Genomic DNA, 17,303 nt, shown 5'->3' on the forward strand with positions numbered 1-17,303 from the left:
GTTAAGTCGAACTTAGCATGCAGTACGATCAGAGTCGTACTGCACGGGGAATCGTGTGACGAAGAGTCGGATCGAGTGACGAACAGTCAGGGAGCCGCCCATGCCTACGACCACGCCCGCCGCACCCGCCTGCGAGGTGCTCCCGGAGCCGCCCGACCTGCCCGAACCGCTCGCCGAGCCGGCCGTCGACCAGCTGCGCCTGGAGACCGTGCTGGGCGCGCTCAGCGACCCGCTGCGCCTGGCCATCGTGCGCAAACTCCTGCTGGAGTCCGAGGGCTTCGACCACCCCTGCGGCTGGTTCGGCCTCGACCGGCCCAAGTCCTCGCTCACCCACCACTTCCGGGCGCTGCGCGACGCGGGCGTGACCCGCCAGCGCCAGTACGGCCTGGAGCGCCGCAGCCAGGTGCGGGTCCACGACCTCGACGCCCGCTTCCCCGGGCTGCTCGACCTCGTCGCGAACTGGACCCCGCGCCCCTGAGACAGGTCCCCGGTCCCCGGCCCCGGGCCAGTAGCGTGGCCGGGGGCCGCAGCGGTGCGGCGAACACGCCGGTGCGTGCCCGAGACCGAGGAGGAGATCCCCCGATGACCGTCGCCGCGACCAACTGGGCCGGGAACATCACGTTCGGCGCCGAGCGCTTCCACGAACCCCGCTCCACGGACGAGTTGCGGCGCATCGTCGAGGGCAGCCGCGCCCTGCGGGTGCTCGGGACCGGGCACTCGTTCAACGCGATCGCCGACACCGCCGGCGACCTGGTCTCCGTCGCCGCCCTGCCCCGCGTGATCGAGCTGGACGAGCGGGCCGCCGCCGTCACGGTCAGCGCCGGGATCCGCTACGGCGAGCTCGCCGAGACTCTGGACCGGGCGGGGTGGGCGCTGCACAACCTCGGGTCGCTGCCGCACATCTCGGTCGCCGGCGCGTGCGCCACCGGCACGCACGGCTCGGGCGTCGGCAACGGCTCGCTGGCCACGGCGGTGCGAGCGGTCGAACTGGTCGCCGCGGACGGCGCCTTGGTGACGCTCGACCGCGGCGCCGCGCAGTTCCCGGGCGCGGTCGTTGCCCTGGGCGCCCTCGGCGTGGTCACCCGGCTGACTCTTGACGTGCTGCCGGCCTTCGAGGTCCGGCAGTGGGTCTACGAGGACCTGCCGACTGCCGAACTGCGCGAACGCTTCGACGAGATCATGGCGGCGGCCTACAGCGTCAGCCTCTTCACGAGCTGGCGGACCGACCGGATCGACCAGGTCTGGGCCAAGCAGCGCGGCGGCCCCGACGCCCCCGCCACCTGGCACGGCGCCCTGCTCGCCGACGGCCCGCGCCACCCCGTGCCCGGCTGCCCGCCCGAGCCCTGCACCCGCCAGCTGGGCGTCCCGGGCCCGTGGCACACCCGACTCCCGCACTTCCGGCTGGACTTCACGCCCAGCAGCGGCGACGAGCTGCAGTCCGAGTACTTCGTCGCCCGCACCGACGCCGTCCGCGCCTTCGACGCGCTTGACGCCGTCCGGGAACGGATCGCCCCCGCCCTGCAGATCAGCGAGATCCGCACGATCGCCGCCGACGCACTGTGGCTCAGCCCCGCCTACGAACGCGACGCCGTCGCCTTCCACTTCACCTGGCACCCCGCCCCGGCAGCCGTCGCGGACGCCGTCAAGGCGGTCGAGGAGGCCCTGGCCCCGTTCGCCGCCCGCCCGCACTGGGGCAAGGTCTTCACCACCGCGCCCCGGGCGATCCGGGACTCCTACCCGCGCTGGGACGACTTCCGCCGACTGCTGGGCGAGTTCGACCCGACGGGAACCTTCCGCAACGCGTTCATCAATCGCCACTTCCACGAAGTCATCTGACGCACCATCAGCTGATCTGGGTCGTCGCCGGTGTTGCGGTTCGGTTGCCGTCCGCTCGAACGCGATGACGTGTCACGTATCCGCTGGGATGGTCGGAAGAACCGGTTCTTCGCGGGGGGAAACGTGACGATTGAGGATCTGGCCCGGGCGGTAACCGGCGCGGTCAACCGCTTCCGCCGAGGCGGGAGCGGGACCGTTGCGTTGCTCGTGGCAGCGGCACTGGTGCTGGCGCTCGCCGTGTACGGCGGCACCCGACTCGTCGAGGGCGGCGGGGGAACGCCGAGGAACGCCGGACACCGCGTCGCCGTGCTGGAAGACCCTCAGACGGTCAGAGCCGTGCTGCCCGACCTTCGGAGCGTACCCAGCGGATGGAGCTACTCCGATTCCGGCCCGCAGGTCAGTCCGTTCACGGATTCCTGCATCCCCCCGCATGAGGGGTGTGTGGCCCCGTTGGCCGACGGGCAGGTCCGGTTCTGGAGCAACCCCCAGCAGAAGGTGAGCTTCGAGGTGCTCACCTTCTCCTCGGCCGCCGATGCCCGGCAGATGTTCGGTGCCCTCCCGGGCCCGTCCGACGGCACCCCTTTGACCATGCCCGCGATCGGCGACCAGTCCACCGCCGTCCTCGTCTCGGACTCAGTGGCGACAGCCCGGGTCAGGGTCGGAACCACCCTCATGACCACCACCATCGACAACACGCCCTTCATCATCCGCACCGCAGACACGGATGCCCTGGCGCCCCTCGCCCGGATGTTCGCCGATCGCTCCCAGGAGGCCCAGTCCGGCCGACCACCGACCGCCCGAGCACAGCCCGCCGGGTAGGTCGGGCGGGCCGGACGGCCGTGGCCGTCGTCGAGCCAGAGATCCGATCGCCACCACGTGACGCTGTCAGCTGTGGGACGTCGCCAGTTGCCGCCCTGATGGCTGATCAGGGGAGTGGGGTACCGGCGGGCGGCGGTGCAGGAGCTTGCGGGGCCCAGGGAGCTGAACTTAGGTTAGCCTTGCCTAATGAACAGTGCGCTGTCGGCCGCGACCACGGCCGGATACACCATGCCCCCGCTCTGGCGGACCGTCACCAAGTCCGGCTACTTCCTCGGCCTGTGCGGAGCCATCGGCGCCACCGTCACCTACGCGACCACCGTCCGCCCCGCGCTGCGGGCCCGGTCGGCCGACGCCGGCGACGCCGCGGTACTCCGGCGCCGCTCGGCCCGCTACCTCGCCGGTGCGGGCGTGCTGCTCCTGGTCGCCGGCTACTTCCAGCTGGCCGCCCGCGTCGCCCGCGCGGGCAAGGGCATGCCGTTCGCCGACGCACTGGCGCCGGACCGGATCTGGCACTTCCTGCGGGCCCCCGCCGCCAAGGGCGCCTGGATACCGCAGGGCACGATCTACCTGGTCCAGAACGGCGTCCTGCTGCTGACGGCCGTCACCCTGGCGGCCCTCTTCGCACCGGCCGCGCGGCGCCGGACCGACGCGCTCGCCCTCCTCGCGCTGCCGCTCTCGCTCGCCACCACGCTGATCGCCGCGATACCCGCCGCCGCGCCGAAGAACGCGGACGCCGTGCTGGACCTCGTGTTCGACCAAGTCCACATCATCGCCGGCACGGTGTGGCTCGGCGGCCTGGCCCTGCTGGTCGCGCTGGCCGGCACCCGCGGGCGCCTCGGAGGCTCCGCCGGCCTGCTCTGGGCCGACCTGTGGCGCCGCTTCGGCCTGGTCGCGATGGTCTGCGTCGGCGCCGTGGTGGTGTCCGGCCTGTGGATGAGCTGGCGTCACGTCGGGGCGATCGACCAGCTCTGGACGACCGGGTACGGCCTCGCCCTGCTGGTGAAGCTCCTGCTGGTCGCGGGCCTGGTCACGGCCGGCGCCGTCAACCAGCTCTGGCTGATGCCCCGGATCGCCCGGGCGCGCCGCGCCGACGACACGGCCTCGCTGCTGCGCCTGACGCTGCGTCACTTCCCGCAGGTCGTCTGGGGCGAGGTCGCGCTCGGTCTCGGCGTGCTGGTGGCGCTGCCCTACCTGAGCGGCTCGGCCCGCACCGAGGCGCACAGCCCGCAGGCCGCCTCCTCGGGGGCGGTGTTCGCCGCCGGCGCCGCCCTCGCCGCCGCGCTGGCCGTCTCGCTGTACGCCACCGCCAAGACGTCGGACGCGCTCGCCCGTCGACAGGTGCTCGCGGCCAACTGCCCGACGGGGCACGAGGCATCCCGCATCTGAGAGGGCCACGGGGCCCCGCCGCCCGTCAGCCTCCGAGGGCGCTGTGCACGTCCTTGCGCTCGGTGTCCGTCGCTGCTCCAGCTGGACCCGGGCCGGCATCACGGCGACGGGCACCCGCATGGTGGCCTGCCTGCCGCTGGCCGCTCCGCTCTGCTGAGCGCCCGGCTCCATCACGCCTTGGAGGGGGCAGGACCGGTGCTGGCCCGCAGGACCAGCCGGGTGGGGACGAGGGTGGTGCCGTGCTCTGCGGTCCGGTTGCGGATCTGCTGCAGGACTCCTTCGACGCACCGGCGGCCGACCTCGCCGAAGTCCTGGTGGACGGTGGTCAGCGGGGGGATGAAGGAGGAGGCCTCGGCGATGTCGTCGAAGCCCACCACGCTGACGTCCTGCGGGACGCGTCTGCCGCGCTCGTGGAGCGCGCGCAGCAGCCCGAGGGCCATCTGGTCGTTGGCGGCGAAGACGGCGGTGCAGTCGGGCAGGTCGGCGAGCAACAGGCCTGCCCGGTAGCCGGATTCGGCGGACCAGTCGCCCCGGACGACCGGCGGCACGGGCCGGTGCGCCTGCTCCAGCACGGCCCGCCAGGCGTCGGTGCGGCGCTGGGCCGCGAAGGACTCCTCCGGTCCCGCGAGGTGCCAGACGGTGTCGTGGCCGAGGTCGAGGAGGTGGTGCACGGCCATCCGGGCGCCCTCGCTCTGGTCGGTGTCGACCACGCTGTAGCGGTCGCCCGCGTCGGAGTCGGCGACCACGACCTGGATGTGCGGGGGCAGCGAGATCGTGGCCGAGTCGAGGAGGTGCACCTCCATGATCACGATGATGCCGTCCACGGCGAGCTCGCCCAGCCTGCTGATGGCTCCGCGCACGCCGGTGTGGGTGGGCACCGCGACCGGCATCAGCGTGATGGCGTAACCCTCCTTCGCCGCCGACTCGGTGATGGCCTCCAGGGTGCGGACGTTGCCCGTGGTGGAGAGGGTGAACAGGATGACGCCCAGGGTCCGGAACTCGCCGGCCTTCAGGGCCCGGGCCGCGCTGTTGGGCCGGTAGCCCAGCTCGCGCATGGCGGCGAGCACGCGCTGGCGGGTCTCCTCGACCACGCCCGAACTGCCGTTGGAGACCCGGGAGACGGTCTGCGAGGAGACGCCGGCCAGCCGCGCGACGTCGGCCATGGACGGCCCGCGCGGCCTCCCGCGCCCACTGGTCCCGGCCGCCGCCACCGCTTCGGCTGCCGCCAAGGTCTTTGCCCTGTTCAAGACTTGCCCTCCTGATCGGATGAACCCCGGACTCGACGTTTCCCCTTGACGCTGATCGGGGGGCGGTGCCAGCATCACGGTAATCCAATGTTTACGTAAACGTCCATCGTCCGCGCACACCGATGTTTACGTAAACACGGTGCGGGCAACGCCACTTGATCCCGGGACGGTCATGACGATCACCTCACCACCCGCCGCGGCGGGTCGCGGATCCCCACCACCGAGGCGACGCGGGCGCGGGCTGGCCGGCTGGGGCTTCATCAGCCCGTTCCTGGCCGTCTTCGCCCTGGTCTTCCTGGCCCCCATCGGCTACTCGGTCTACCTCAGCCTGTTCCAGGACCGGCTGATCGGCGGCACCACCTTCGTCGGCCTCGACCACTACCAACAGGCCTTCCACGACCCGAAGTTATGGTCCGGGCTCGGGCGCGTCACGCTCTTCCTGGCCGTCCAGGTCCCGATCATGCTCGGGATCGCCCTGCTGGCCGCGCTGGCGCTGGACAGCGGGCGGCTGTACGGCCGGAGCTTCTTCCGCATCACCGTCTTCCTCCCCTACGCGGTGCCGGCCGTCGTCGCCACGCTGATGTGGGAGTTCCTCTACGGCTCGCGCTTCGGCCTGGTCGGCGACCTCGACCGGGCTCTCGGGGTCACGCTGCCTGACCCGCTGTCACCGAGCTTCGTGCTCGCGGGCATTGGCAACATCGTGACCTGGGAGTTCGTCGGCTACAACATGCTGATCTTCTACTCGGCGCTGCGCGTCGTCCCGCACGCCCTCTACGAGGCGGCCGAGATCGACGGGGCCGGGCAGTGGCGGATCATCACCGCGATCAAACTCCCCGCCATCCGCGGTGCCCTGGTCATCGCGACCGTCTTCTCGATCATCGGCAGCTTCCAGCTCTTCAACGAGCCCGCCATCCTCAAGAACCCGGCGCCCGACGCGATCACGACCTACTACACGCCGAACTACTACACCTACACGCTCTCCTTCTCCGGCCGCCAGCAGGACTACGCCGCCACCGTGGCGATCATCATGGGCGTCATCACCATGGTCATCGCCTACGCCTTCCAGCTGCGCGCCATGCGCAGGGAGGAGTGACCGATGCCCGGCGCCACCGACGCGATCACCCGGCCCCGACCGCACGCCACCGCAACTCCCCGGATCCGTCGGCGCGTTCACTCCGTCGACCGTCCCCGCCGCAGCGCGGCGCTCACCCTGCTGGCGAGCCTGGTGGTGCTCTACACCCTGGTGCCGCTGGCCTGGCTGCTGATCAGCGCGACCAAGACCCAGCAGAACCTGCTCGGCTCCCCGGGCATCTGGTTCAGCGGCCGCTTCGCGCTGTGGGACAACATCCGGGAGACCTTCAGCTACGACGGCGGCATCTTCGGCCGCTGGCTGCTCAACACCCTGCTCTACGTGGCGCTCGGCGCGGGCGGCGCCACCGTCCTGGCCGTGCTCGGCGGCTACGGCCTGGCGAAGTTCGACTTCCGCGGCAAGCGGACCGTGTTCGCCGTCGTGATCGGGGCGGTGGCCGTGCCGACCACCGCGCTCGCCGTTCCGACGTTCCTGATGTTCAGCAAGATGGGGCTGACCAACACCCCCTGGGCCGTCATCATCCCCTCGCTGATCTCCCCGTTCGGGCTCTACCTGATGTGGGTGTTCGCCGCCGAGGCCGTCCCCACCGAGCTGTTGGAGGCCGCGCGGGTCGACGGCGCCGGCGAGCTGCGCACCTTCTTCCGGATCAGCCTCCCGCTGCTCGCCCCGGGCATCGTCACCGTGCTGCTGTTCACCGTGGTCGCGACCTGGAACAACTACTTCCTCCCGCTGATCATGATCAAGGACCCGAACTGGTACCCGCTGACGCTCGGGCTCAGCTCCTGGAACGACCAGGCGGCCACCGCCGGCGGCCAGCCGGTGTTCAACCTCGTCATCACCGGTTCGCTGCTCACCGTCCTGCCGCTGATCGCGGCCTTCCTGCTGCTCCAGCGCCACTGGCAGTCCGGCCTCGCCGCCGGAAGCGTCAAGGAGTGACCTGACCGTTCCCGCGCTCCCGTCTGCTCCACCCCACCACGACACCGGAGTAACAGACATGAGAAGCACCGAAGTTCGCCATGCCCTGCGCGGCCTCAGCCTGGCGTGCGCCGCCGCCCTCGCCCTCAGCGCCTGCGGCAGCGGCTCGTCCACCGGCTCCGACGCCGGCCCGGTGTCCGCATCCAGCCTGGACGCGGCCCTCGCCAAGGGCGGCACGATCACCGTGTGGGCCTGGGAGCCCACCCTCAAGCAGGTGGTGACCGACTTCGAGGCCAAGTACCCCAAGGTGCACGTCAACCTGGTGAACGCGGGCACCGGCGACAAGCAGTACACCGCCCTGCAGAACGCCGTCCAGGCCGGCAACGGCGCCCCCGACGTCGCCCAGATCGAGTACTACGCACTGGGCCAGTTCGCGCTCGGCAAGTCCTTGCAGGACCTCGCCGAGTACGGCGCGGCCGGCCTCGCCACGCAGTACTCGCCCGGCCCGTGGAGCTCGGTCAGCCTCAACGGCGGGGTGTACGCGCTGCCGATGGACTCCGGCCCGATGGCGCTCTTCTACAACAAGCAGGTCTTCGACCGCTACCAGCTCACCGTGCCCGCCACCTGGGACGAGTACGTCGCCGACGCCCAGAAGCTGCACGCCGCCAACCCCGACGCCTACATCACCAACGACACCGGCGACGCCGGGTTCACCACCAGCATGATCTGGCAGGCCGGCGGCCACCCCTACAAGGTGAACGGGACGAAGGTCTCCGTCGACTTCACCGACCAGGGGAGCACCCAGTACGCCACCACCTGGCAGAAGCTGGTCTCCAACCACCTGCTCGCGCCGGTCAGTTCGTGGAGCGACCAGTGGTACAAGGGCCTCGGCGACGGCACCATCGCCACCCTGGCGATCGGCGCCTGGATGCCCGCCAGCCTCTCCTCCGGCGTCCCCACCGCCTCCGGCGACTGGCGCGTCGCCCCGCTCCCGCAGTGGCAGCAGGGCCGGACCGTGAGCGCCGAGAACGGCGGCAGTTCCCTCGCCATCATGAAGTCCAGCGCCAACCAGGACCTCGCCTACGCCTTCCTGAAGTTCGCCGATGCCGGCGACGGCGTGCAGGACCGCATCAAGGGCGGCGCCTTCCCCGCCACCACCGCCGACCTCGACTCCCAGGCCTTCCTGGACACCGCCTTCCCCTACTTCGGCGGCCAGCAGGCCAACAAGGTCTTCGCCGACTCGGCCAAGAACGTGGCGACCGGCTGGCAGTACCTGCCCTACCAGGCCTACGCCAACTCGATCTTCAACGACACGGTCGGCAAGGCCTACGTCTCCGGCACCACGCTGGCCTCCGGACTGAAGGCCTGGCAGGACTCCTCGCTCACCTACGGCAAGGAGCAGGGCTTCACCACCGGCCAGTGAGCGAGTCCCCGATCCCGACGACCTACGGAGCACCCAGCCCCATGCCCGTCCTGCAGATCGAAGGCGACGACTTCACGCTCGACGGCGAGCCGTTCCGGATCATCTCCGGCAGCCTGCACTACTTCCGCGTCCACCCCGAGCACTGGGCCGACCGCCTGCGCAAGGCCCGCCTGATGGGCCTCAACACCGTGGAGACCTACGTCCCGTGGAACCTCCACCAGCCACGGCCCGACACCTTCCGCCTCGACGCCGGGCTCGACCTCCCGCACTTCCTCGACCTCGCCGCCGCCGAAGGACTGCACGTCCTGCTCCGCCCCGGCCCGTACATCTGCGCCGAGTGGGAGGGCGGCGGCCTGCCCTCCTGGCTGCTCGCCGACCCCGACATCCGGCTGCGCAGCCAGGACCCGCGCTACCTGCACGCCGTGGCGGGCTACTTCGCGCAGCTGCTCCCGCCGCTGCTCGGCCGGCTGGCCACCCGCGGCGGCCCCGTCCTGGCCGTGCAGGTGGAGAACGAGTACGGCGCCCACGGCAACGACACCGCCCACCTCACTCACCTCGCCGCCCTCCTGCGCGAGTCGGGGGTCGACGTCCCGCTCTTCACCAGCGACCAGCCCGGCGACCTGGCGCGCGGCGCCCTCCCCGGCGCCCTCGCCACCGCCAACTTCGGCAGCCGCTCCGGCCGCTGGCTCGCCGCGCTGCGCGCCCACCAGCCCACCGGCCCGCTGATGTGCACCGAGTTCTGGAACGGCTGGTTCGACCGCTGGGGCGGCCACCACGTGGTCCGCGAACCCGACGAAGCCGCCCAGGAGTTGGACGACCTGCTGGCCACCGGCGCATCCGTCAACCTCTACATGGTCCACGGCGGCACCAACTTCGGCTTCACCAACGGCGCCAACGACAAGCACACCTACCGACCCACCGTCACCTCCTACGACTACGACGCCCCCCTCGACGAGGCCGGCGACCCCACCGCGAAGTACCACGCCTTCCGTGCGGTCATCGCCAAGTACGCACCAGTGCCCGCAGACCCGGCGCCCGAGCGGGCCGCCAAGCTCGCCGCCCCCGGCGTGCCGCTGACCGAGAGCGCCCCGCTGTTCGACGCCCTCGCCACCCTGAGCACCGCCGTCTCCTCCGCACGACCGCTGACGATGGAACAACTCGGCCAGGACTTCGGCTTCGTGCTCTACGAGACCGCGCTGCCCGCCGCCGGCCCCGCCCTGCTGGAACTGGACGAAGTCCGCGACCGCGCCCAGGTGTTCGTCGACGGCCAGCCCGTGGGCGTGCTGGAGCGCGAGAACCACGAGCACGCCCTCGCCCTCACCGTCCCCCGCGAGGGCAGCGTCCTGCGCCTGCTGGTGGAGAACCAGGGCCGGGTCAACTACGGCCCGGGCATCCACGACCGCAAGGGCCTGCCCGGACGCGTGCGCCTCAACGGCGCCGAACTCACCGGCTGGACCAACCACCCGCTCCCGCTGCACTCCCTCGACGGGCTCGCCTTCACCAGCGGCCCGCCCACCGTCGGACCGGCCTTCCACCGCGGCACCTTCGAGGTCGAGGCACCCGCCGACACCTTCGTCCACCTCCCCGGCTGGACCAAGGGCACCGTGTGGGTCAACGGCTTCCACCTCGGCCGCTACTGGTCCCGCGGCCCCCAGCGCTCCCTCTACCTGCCCGGCCCCGTGCTGCGCCCGGGCCGCAACGCGATCACCGTGCTGGAACTGCACGCCGCCCGCCACCCCCACACCGTCGACCTGCGCACCACGCCCGACCTCGGACCGACCGAGGAATAGCCGCGCACCGCACCGCGACCATCCCCCCACGCGAAGGACCCCCACCATGGTCAGGACGACGACCCGCCGCGCGCCAGCGTGGCTGTACACGACCATCACGCTCGCACTGGCGCTCGCCACGCTGCTGCTCCCCGCGACGGCCGCCCACGCGGCGACCGCCGGCTTCACGCTCGGCGCCGCCCGGACCGACCAGAACGGCAACGCCCTCCAGCTCCACGGCCTGGGCATCATCAAGGTCGGCAGCACCTGGTACGGCTTCGGCGAGGACAAGACCGGCGAGAACAGCAACAACACCTCGTTCCAGGACATCCCCTGCTACAGCTCGACCGACCTGTCCAGCTGGACCTACCAGGGCGTCGCCCTGGCCGAGCAGACCGCCGGCGACCTGGGCCCGAACCGGATCGTCGAGCGGCCCAAGGTCATCTACAACGCCACCACCGGCACGTACGTGATGTACCTGCACATCGACAACACCAGCTACTCCGAAGCCAAGGTCGGCGTCGCTACCAGCACCACGCCCTGCGGCCCCTACAGCTACCGGGGCAGCTTCCAGCCGCTCGGCCACCAGAGCCGCGACCTCGGCCTGTACCAGGACACCGACGGGACGGCCTACCTGCTGAGCGAGGACCGCCAGAACGGCCTGCGGATCGACAGGCTCTCCGCCGACTACCTCTCCGTGGACAGCGCCGTCGCCGTCCTGGGCGACTACGAGGCCCCGGCGATGATGAAGATCGGCGGGACGTACTACCTGCTCGGCTCCCACCTCTCCGGCTGGAGCACCAACGACAACGTCTACGCCACCGCCACCTCCCTGAGCGGCCCCTGGTCGGCCTTCCGGGACCTCGCCGCGCCCGGCACCAACACCTACAACAGCCAGACCGCCAACATCATCACCGTGCAGGGGAGTTCGGGCACCAGCTACGTCTACGCCGGCGACCGCTGGACCACCGGCGACCTCGGCGACTCGCCGCTGATCTGGCTGCCCCTCACCGTCCGCGGCACCCTGCTCAACCTCGGCCAGTACCCGACCTGGTCGCTCGACGCCGCCGCCGGCACCTGGACCCCCGACTCCGGCGTGCCCACCACCGGCACCCACACCCTGACCAACGCCAAGAGCGGCAAGCTGATGGACGTCTCCGGCGGCTCCACCGCGAACGGCGCGCCGATCATCCAGTGGCAGTCCAACGGCGGCACCAACCAGCAGTGGACGCTGAACCGGCTGGCGGACAACGTCTACACCCTCACCAGTGTCAAGAGCGGCCGCTGCCTGGAAGTGCCGAACTGGTCCACCGGCACCGGGCTCCAGCTCGACCAGTGGACCTGCAACGGCGGCGCCAACCAGCAGTGGGCAGCGGACCTGGTGGGCAGCCTCACGGGCAGCAGCTACCAGCTCACCAACATCAACAGCGGCCTCACCGTCGAGGTCTCCGGCGCCTCCACCACGGCCGGCGCGGCCGTCGACCAGGGCGCCGGCAGCGGCGCCGCGAACCAGCAGTGGACCCTGTCCTGAGCACCGTTCCGTTTCCTTGGCGGCACCGGGGCGAGCTGCCCCGGCCAGGTTGGCGGTCCTGGGAGTGTTAGCGCTCACATACACCCGTTCGGTATCGCCCGGCAAGGGCCGACTGCCTCAGGATCCGCCCAGCTCAGGGGTCACACTGCCGGTGGCACGCAGTCCCAGTTCAGGCCTGCCGGCTGACGGTTCGTCAGAGCCCGTGAACGGGTGGGCCTCGGACCGTCGCAGGGCGCTGCTCAGGTCCTTGGCGTGGCCGTAGCGGAAGACCCGTTCGTCGACGTAGACCGCGAGGAAGAAGACCAGGGCCACGCCCAGGTCGATCACGGACGGGTGGGAGCCGGCGGCGGGTGCCAGGACGGCGGCCATGGCCAGCCACAGGAAGACGTTCGGGGTGCTCTGAGTGATGATCAGATCGCGACCCAGGCCGGCGGTCGGGGGCCGCCACCGCAGGAAGGCGACGGTCAGCAGCCGCAGGGTGGCCAGCAGGGTGCCGGTGGCGGCCATCACCAGCAGGAGCTGCCAGGCCAGGTGGGGGATGTCGCGGGGGTCCGCAGGGGTGAGCGCGAAGGTGGCGAGCCCGGCGAGCGGGACGAGGGCGAGGCCGCCGAGCCAGTTCCAGTTGGTGCTGAGGGCGCCCGCGCGGATGGGGTCGCGGCGGCGCAGCAGCTGTGCGCCGGCGCCGGGCAGGAACAGGGCTGCCAGCAGGACGGCGCCGTAGCTGAGCAGCGCCGTGCCGAGGCCGCCGTCCGGGTGGGCGCCGTGGGGCGAGGCGATGGCGAGGGCGCCGACCAGCGCCGCCGGCATGACGGCCGAGGCCGCGACGGTGTGCCGCACGGCGAAGAAGTAGTCGCCGCCCCAGAGCAGGGAGAGCGTCGGGACGAGCAGGGCGGGCGGCAACAGCAGGAACAGTCCGGCGAGTTCGACCGGCAGGCCGCTGCCGCCCCACAGCAGGACCAGACCGATGCCGAACCGGGCCAGCAGCAGCGGCAGGGCGGGACGGATGCTGCCCGGCGAGTCGCGCAGGGTGCGCGGGTCGACGCGCAGCAGGGTGAAGAAGGTCGCCACCGCGAGCAGCAGGGTCATGGCGGCGGAGAACTCCCAGGCCGGCACGTGCACGCCGGCCAGCAGTTGGGCGCCGACGCCGGCGGCGGCCGCGAGGGCGACCAGTAAGGGCAGCCGGATCTCGACGATCTCGCCGAGGTCGTTGAGCAGTCCGGCGGCGGCCGGTGCGTGGGCAGCGCGCCGCAGGTCGTCCTCGGACAGGGGGCGGGCGTTGGGGATCTTCAGGTCGCGGTAGCGCTCGGGCGGCAGGCCCGCGGCGGCCATCGCGAACATCTCCACGATGTACTTGTGGGCGACGACGAGCACGGTGCGCCCGGCCTCGGAGGCGGGCAGCAGGACGTCCTGGTAGTAGGCGGCGACCCGGTCGTACATGGCTCGCCAGCTCTCCCCGCCGGGTGGGCGGCCGGTGTGCGAGTGGAACGCCTCGGTGTAGCCGGCGAAGCCGATGCCCTTCTTGACCAGGCTCTTGTTGTGGCCGCTGAACACCCCGAAGTCGCGTTCCACCAGGGCCTCGCTGACCACCACTCGGCCGGGGCGGCGCGGCTGGCCGGCGATGACGATCTCGGCGGTCCGGCGGGCCCGGGCCAGGGTCGACACGTGGACCTCGTCGGGATCCAGGGCGAGCGCGGCGACCTGCCCAGCGGCCTGTTCGGCCTGGCGGATGCCGAGGCCGGTGAGCGGGGAGTCCAACTGCCCGGCGAACCGGTTCTGTTCGTTGGCCTGGGATTCGCCGTGGCGGATGAAGTACAGGGGCATGGGCGTCCTCGGAGCGGGGAAGCAAGGTGAGGGGATTTGAGGTGTGCCAGTCAACTGGGAGCGTAGTTGAACAGTCAAGCAAATGTTAGCGTTCACCACCACTTGACCGTGAACGTTAACAATGCTGACGCGGCCCGTTCCTCCGGGCGTGGGCGGCGCCCCCTACCGTCCTGCGCGAGCAGACCCAGCGAGGAGCGAGAGATGAGCGCAGTGACGACCCACCAGGCACCCACCAGACGCGGCTTCCTGCGCGGCGCCATCGGCGTCGCACTCGGCGCGGGCGCGGCGGCCGCACTCCCCGCGGCGGCCACCGCCGCGATCCCGGCGGCCGACCCGATGCTGCCGTTCGTCTCGCACTACACCAGCAACCTCGGCGCCAACCTGACGGCGGGCAGCAACGCCGCCGTCGACCTGCTCTCCGGCATGGCCCGGCTCTGGCACACCGGTCCGGCCTGGAACGCCGGGCAGGCGATCGACCGAGAGCTGCTGCGCGCCAACATGCGCCACAGCATCGAGGTCACCGGCCGGCGCACCGCCGACCAGGCCAAGCAGGCCTTCCTGCACGACCGCCAGGACCAGAGCTACGGCATGATCGACGGCCTCGGGCCGCTCGCCGCGCTCTACCGGGTGGGCGCGCTCGCCGTCAGCAGCGTCACCACCGCGCCGGACGGCACCCCGCCCGGGCCGGTCGACGACACCGTCCCGCCCGGCGCCCCGGCCGGGTCCGCGACCGGCGCCGGCTCGCCCACCTCGGCGCTCGGCGCGGTGGTCACACTGGTCCAGACGCTGCGCGGCACCTACTCCTCCGGCAACCCGAGCAAGAACGCCTACGGCTACCCGCGGCCCTGGCGGATGAACCTGGACAGCGAGGTCCAGGACACCGGCGCGCTCGACGCCTTCGGCTACCCCGTCTACCGCTCGCCGGTCCAGGTCGCACCGCAGCTGCTGCGCCAGCGCGGCACCACCCCGGCCACCGACGGCGGCTTCCCGAGCGGCCACACCAACGCCTTCTTCCTGGCCGGCCTGGCCTACGCCCACGCCGTGCCCGAGCGGTTCCAGGAACTGGTCACCCGGGCCCACGAGTTGGCGGACAGCCGGATCACGGCGGGCATGCACTCGGCGCTGGACGTGATCGGCGGCCGGATCCTGGCCACCGCGCTGGCCGCCGCCATCCTCGCCGACCCGGTCAACACGGCCGCCAAGGCCGACGCGCGTGCGCAGGCCCTGAGTTACTTCACCGAGAAGACCGGCACCGACGACCTGTTCGCCGCCGCCCACACCGGCGGCCCGGACGCCTACGCCGACCGCGCGGCCAACGCGGCGCTGGTCGCCCGCTGCCGCAGCTACGGCCTGCCGCGCCGGGGCCCGCAGGACGTCCCGATGACCGTGCCGCAGGGCGCCGAGGTGCTGCTGGAGACCAGGCTGCCGTACCTGACCGCCGAGCAGCGGCGCGAGGTGCTGCGCAGCACCGCCCTGCCGTCCGGACAGCCGCTGCTCGACGGGCCCGAACTCTGGGGCCGCCTGGACCTGTTCACCGCCGCCGACGGCTACGGCGCGTTCGCCCAGGACGTGTCGGTGACCATGGACGCCACCCGGCGCGGCTTCCACGCCGCGGACACCTGGCGCAACGACATCGGCGGCCCCGGCGGGCTCACCAAGCTCGGCACCGGCGCCCTCACCCTGACCGGCCGCAACTGCTACCGGGGCGGCACTCGGGTGCGCGAGGGCGTGCTGGCCGCCGCCGGCCCCGCCGCGCTGGGCCACGGCGCGGTCGAACTCACCGGCGGAACCCTGGCGTTGACCGGCGTGCCGACTCTGCACGGATCGCTCACCGTGCGCGGGGCCACCCTGGACCTCGCGCTGTCCGGCCAGTTGGAGGTCGCCGGATCCGTCCACCTGGGCCCCGACGCCGTCCTGACGCTCCGTCTGGCCCAGGCACCCACCGGCGCCGAACTCCCCGTGCTGCGCGCACGGCGGCTGTTCGGCACCTTCCAGAGCGTGGTCGCCCGCGACGCCGCCGGCCGCTCCTACCGCGTCGAGACCTGCTACCACGGCACAGCCCTGACCGTTCGCGTTCACCCCTGAAGGAGTTCGCCATGAGCACCAGGAAGCCCCGCACTCTGCTCGCCGCCGCGCTGCTCGCGCTCGCCCCCAGCACCGCCGCGCTGGCCGCCGCCACCCCGGCGAGCGCCGCCTCAGCCCCGAGCGGCGCGTTCACGCTGCTGAACTACAACGTCGCAGGCCTGCCCGTGGTCCACGAGCCGCCGACCACCCTGTCGATGGAGGACGCCGCGAGCCGGATCGGCCAGGGCCTGCCGCCCTACGACGTGGTCAACGAGCAGGAGGACTTCAACTACCACGCCTACATCTACGCCGGCGACACCCACCCCTACCGCACCGCCACCAGCGGCCCCGCCGGGATCGGCGACGGCCTCAACACCCTGTCGAACTACGCCTTCGACGACTTCCAGCGCACCAAGTGGAGCAGCTGCTACCCCGACAACGGCGACTGCTTCACGCCCAAGGGGTTCAGCTTCTCGCGGCTGCGCCTGGCCGAGGGCGTCTACCTCGACTACTACAACCTGCACACCAACGCCGGTACCAGCAGCGGGGACGAGACCGCGCGGGAGAACGAGTGGCAGCAGCTGACCGCCTTCATCCAGGCCAACTCGGCCGGGAACGCGGTGGTCATCGCCGGTGACACCAACAGCCGTTACACCCGCGGCGACGACCAGCTGCCGGGCTTCGTCGCGGCCAACGGCCTGACTGACGCCTGGGTCCAGCTGGAGCAGGGCGGCGTCGCGCCCGCGGCGGGCGCGACGCCGCTGATGTGCGACGAGGCGGCGATCACCGACACCTGCGAGATCACCAACAAGACCTTCTACCGCAGCAACCAGCTGGTCACGCTGAACGCCACCGGGTACCACAACGAGCACGCCAAGTTCCTGGACTCCAACGGTCTGATGCTCTCCGACATGGACCCGATCCTGACGGACTTCTCCTGGGCCCAGAGCCCGGACTACCGCCAGAGCGACACCTTCGGCGGCCCGCACGGCAGTTTCTACACCGACCTGCCCAGCATCCCGGCGCAGGCCCGGGCCACCACCCTCACGCTGCGCAGCGGCACCCGGGTGGACGCCGTCGGCCTCACCCTCGACGACGGCACCACCCTCACCCACGGGGGCACCGGCGGCTCGCCGGCCTCGCTCACCCTGGGCGCGGGGGAGTACCTGACGCAGGCTCGGCTCTGCGAGGGCCAGTACAACGGCGACACCCGGATCTTCTACGCCGAGTTCACCACCAACCTCGGCCGTTCCCTGGCCGGCGGCACCCAGACCTCGGACTGCGTCACGGACACCGCGCCGGCGGGCTGGCAGCTGGCCGGGTTCTACGGTCGCCAGGGGGCGGAGCTGGACAAGCTTGGGGTGGTGTACACCCAGCGCTGACGCCTCCCGCCCGAACGTCG

At 71.8% G+C, this 17,303-nt stretch carries 13 protein-coding genes; 11 read left to right on the plus strand and 2 right to left on the minus strand.

Features of this window, described 5'->3' with window-relative positions:
• The first annotated feature begins 100 nt into the window (after positions 1–100).
• From FHX73_RS28775 to FHX73_RS28790, 4 genes are all read left to right on the plus strand, one after another.
• Positions 101–478: an ArsR/SmtB family transcription factor gene (locus FHX73_RS28775; RefSeq protein WP_145908811.1), complete on the plus strand. Its 378-nt coding sequence runs from the start codon at positions 101–103 to the stop codon at positions 476–478.
• A 104-nt stretch (positions 479–582) separates the two neighbouring features.
• Positions 583–1,836, plus strand: a complete 1,254-nt coding sequence (locus FHX73_RS28780) for an FAD-binding protein (RefSeq protein ID WP_145908812.1) — start codon at positions 583–585, stop codon at positions 1,834–1,836.
• A 123-nt stretch (positions 1,837–1,959) separates the two neighbouring features.
• Positions 1,960–2,655 (plus strand): hypothetical protein, encoded by a 696-nt coding sequence (locus FHX73_RS28785; protein WP_145908813.1) that lies wholly within the window; start codon positions 1,960–1,962, stop codon positions 2,653–2,655.
• 186 nt (positions 2,656–2,841) lie between these two features.
• Positions 2,842–4,041 carry a CopD family protein gene (locus FHX73_RS28790; RefSeq protein WP_145908814.1) on the plus strand — a complete coding sequence of 400 codons (1,200 nt, stop codon included), beginning with the start codon at positions 2,842–2,844 and terminating at the stop codon, positions 4,039–4,041.
• A 170-nt stretch (positions 4,042–4,211) separates the two neighbouring features.
• Here FHX73_RS28790 and FHX73_RS28795 read toward each other — a convergent pair whose 3' ends face one another.
• Complete coding sequence (locus FHX73_RS28795; RefSeq protein WP_145908815.1) at positions 4,212–5,204, minus strand: LacI family DNA-binding transcriptional regulator; 993 nt, start codon at positions 5,202–5,204, stop codon at positions 4,212–4,214.
• A gap of 256 nt (positions 5,205–5,460) precedes the next feature.
• On the opposite strand from FHX73_RS28795, the gene FHX73_RS28800 reads away from it, so the two are divergent.
• Genes FHX73_RS28800 through FHX73_RS28820 form a run of 5 tightly spaced genes read left to right on the plus strand, consistent with a single transcriptional unit; the run spans position 5,461 to position 12,016 of the window.
• Positions 5,461–6,381 carry a carbohydrate ABC transporter permease gene (locus FHX73_RS28800; protein WP_145908816.1) on the plus strand — a complete coding sequence of 307 codons (921 nt, stop codon included), beginning with the start codon at positions 5,461–5,463 and terminating at the stop codon, positions 6,379–6,381.
• Between the two features lie 3 nt (positions 6,382–6,384).
• The gene (locus FHX73_RS28805) at positions 6,385–7,314 is read left to right on the plus strand and encodes a carbohydrate ABC transporter permease (RefSeq protein WP_145908817.1); all 930 of its coding nucleotides are present in this window, start codon (positions 6,385–6,387) and stop codon (positions 7,312–7,314) included.
• A gap of 58 nt (positions 7,315–7,372) precedes the next feature.
• Positions 7,373–8,716, plus strand: coding sequence for an ABC transporter substrate-binding protein (locus FHX73_RS28810; RefSeq protein WP_145908818.1), 1,344 nt, complete (start codon positions 7,373–7,375; stop codon positions 8,714–8,716).
• Between the two features lie 41 nt (positions 8,717–8,757).
• On the plus strand, positions 8,758–10,506 hold the full coding sequence (locus FHX73_RS28815; RefSeq protein WP_145908819.1) for a glycoside hydrolase family 35 protein: 1,749 nt from the start codon (positions 8,758–8,760) through the stop codon (positions 10,504–10,506).
• Between the two features lie 46 nt (positions 10,507–10,552).
• Positions 10,553–12,016 carry an RICIN domain-containing protein gene (locus FHX73_RS28820; protein WP_145908820.1) on the plus strand — a complete coding sequence of 488 codons (1,464 nt, stop codon included), beginning with the start codon at positions 10,553–10,555 and terminating at the stop codon, positions 12,014–12,016.
• 117 nt (positions 12,017–12,133) lie between these two features.
• On the opposite strand, the gene FHX73_RS28825 is transcribed toward FHX73_RS28820, so the two are convergent.
• On the minus strand, positions 12,134–13,837 hold the full coding sequence (locus FHX73_RS28825) for a histidine phosphatase family protein (RefSeq protein ID WP_145908821.1): 1,704 nt from the start codon (positions 13,835–13,837) through the stop codon (positions 12,134–12,136).
• Between the two features lie 201 nt (positions 13,838–14,038).
• On the opposite strand from FHX73_RS28825, the gene FHX73_RS28830 reads away from it, so the two are divergent.
• Both FHX73_RS28830 and FHX73_RS28835 read left to right on the plus strand, forming a co-directional pair.
• Entirely contained in the window at positions 14,039–15,922 is a 1,884-nt protein-coding gene (locus FHX73_RS28830; protein WP_145908822.1) for a phosphatase PAP2 family protein, read from the plus strand.
• An 11-nt stretch (positions 15,923–15,933) separates the two neighbouring features.
• Positions 15,934–17,283, plus strand: a complete 1,350-nt coding sequence (locus FHX73_RS28835) for a jacalin-like lectin (protein WP_145908823.1) — start codon at positions 15,934–15,936, stop codon at positions 17,281–17,283.
• Positions 17,284–17,303 lie beyond the last annotated feature (20 nt).

This window comes from Kitasatospora viridis (assembly GCF_007829815.1).
In the GTDB taxonomy this organism is placed as follows: Bacteria; Actinomycetota; Actinomycetes; order Streptomycetales; family Streptomycetaceae; genus Kitasatospora; species Kitasatospora viridis.

Bases quoted from the DNA above. Each gene is read 5' to 3' on its own strand.
- FHX73_RS28780 (WP_145908812.1), top strand. From the start codon at position 583: ATGACCGTCGCCGCGACCAACTGGGCCGGGAACATCACGTTCGGCGCC.
- FHX73_RS28790 (WP_145908814.1), top strand. From the start codon at position 2,842: ATGAACAGTGCGCTGTCGGCCGCGACCACGGCCGGATACACCATGCCC.
- FHX73_RS28825 (WP_145908821.1), bottom strand. From the start codon at position 13,837: ATGCCCCTGTACTTCATCCGCCACGGCGAATCCCAGGCCAACGAACAG.
- FHX73_RS28820 (WP_145908820.1), top strand. From the start codon at position 10,553: ATGGTCAGGACGACGACCCGCCGCGCGCCAGCGTGGCTGTACACGACC.
- FHX73_RS28775 (WP_145908811.1), top strand. From the start codon at position 101: ATGCCTACGACCACGCCCGCCGCACCCGCCTGCGAGGTGCTCCCGGAG.
- FHX73_RS28805 (WP_145908817.1), top strand. From the start codon at position 6,385: ATGCCCGGCGCCACCGACGCGATCACCCGGCCCCGACCGCACGCCACC.
- FHX73_RS28795 (WP_145908815.1), bottom strand. From the start codon at position 5,204: ATGGCCGACGTCGCGCGGCTGGCCGGCGTCTCCTCGCAGACCGTCTCC.
- FHX73_RS28815 (WP_145908819.1), top strand. From the start codon at position 8,758: ATGCCCGTCCTGCAGATCGAAGGCGACGACTTCACGCTCGACGGCGAG.
- FHX73_RS28830 (WP_145908822.1), top strand. From the start codon at position 14,039: ATGAGCGCAGTGACGACCCACCAGGCACCCACCAGACGCGGCTTCCTG.
- FHX73_RS28835 (WP_145908823.1), top strand. From the start codon at position 15,934: ATGAGCACCAGGAAGCCCCGCACTCTGCTCGCCGCCGCGCTGCTCGCG.
- FHX73_RS28810 (WP_145908818.1), top strand. From the start codon at position 7,373: ATGAGAAGCACCGAAGTTCGCCATGCCCTGCGCGGCCTCAGCCTGGCG.
- FHX73_RS28800 (WP_145908816.1), top strand. From the start codon at position 5,461: ATGACGATCACCTCACCACCCGCCGCGGCGGGTCGCGGATCCCCACCA.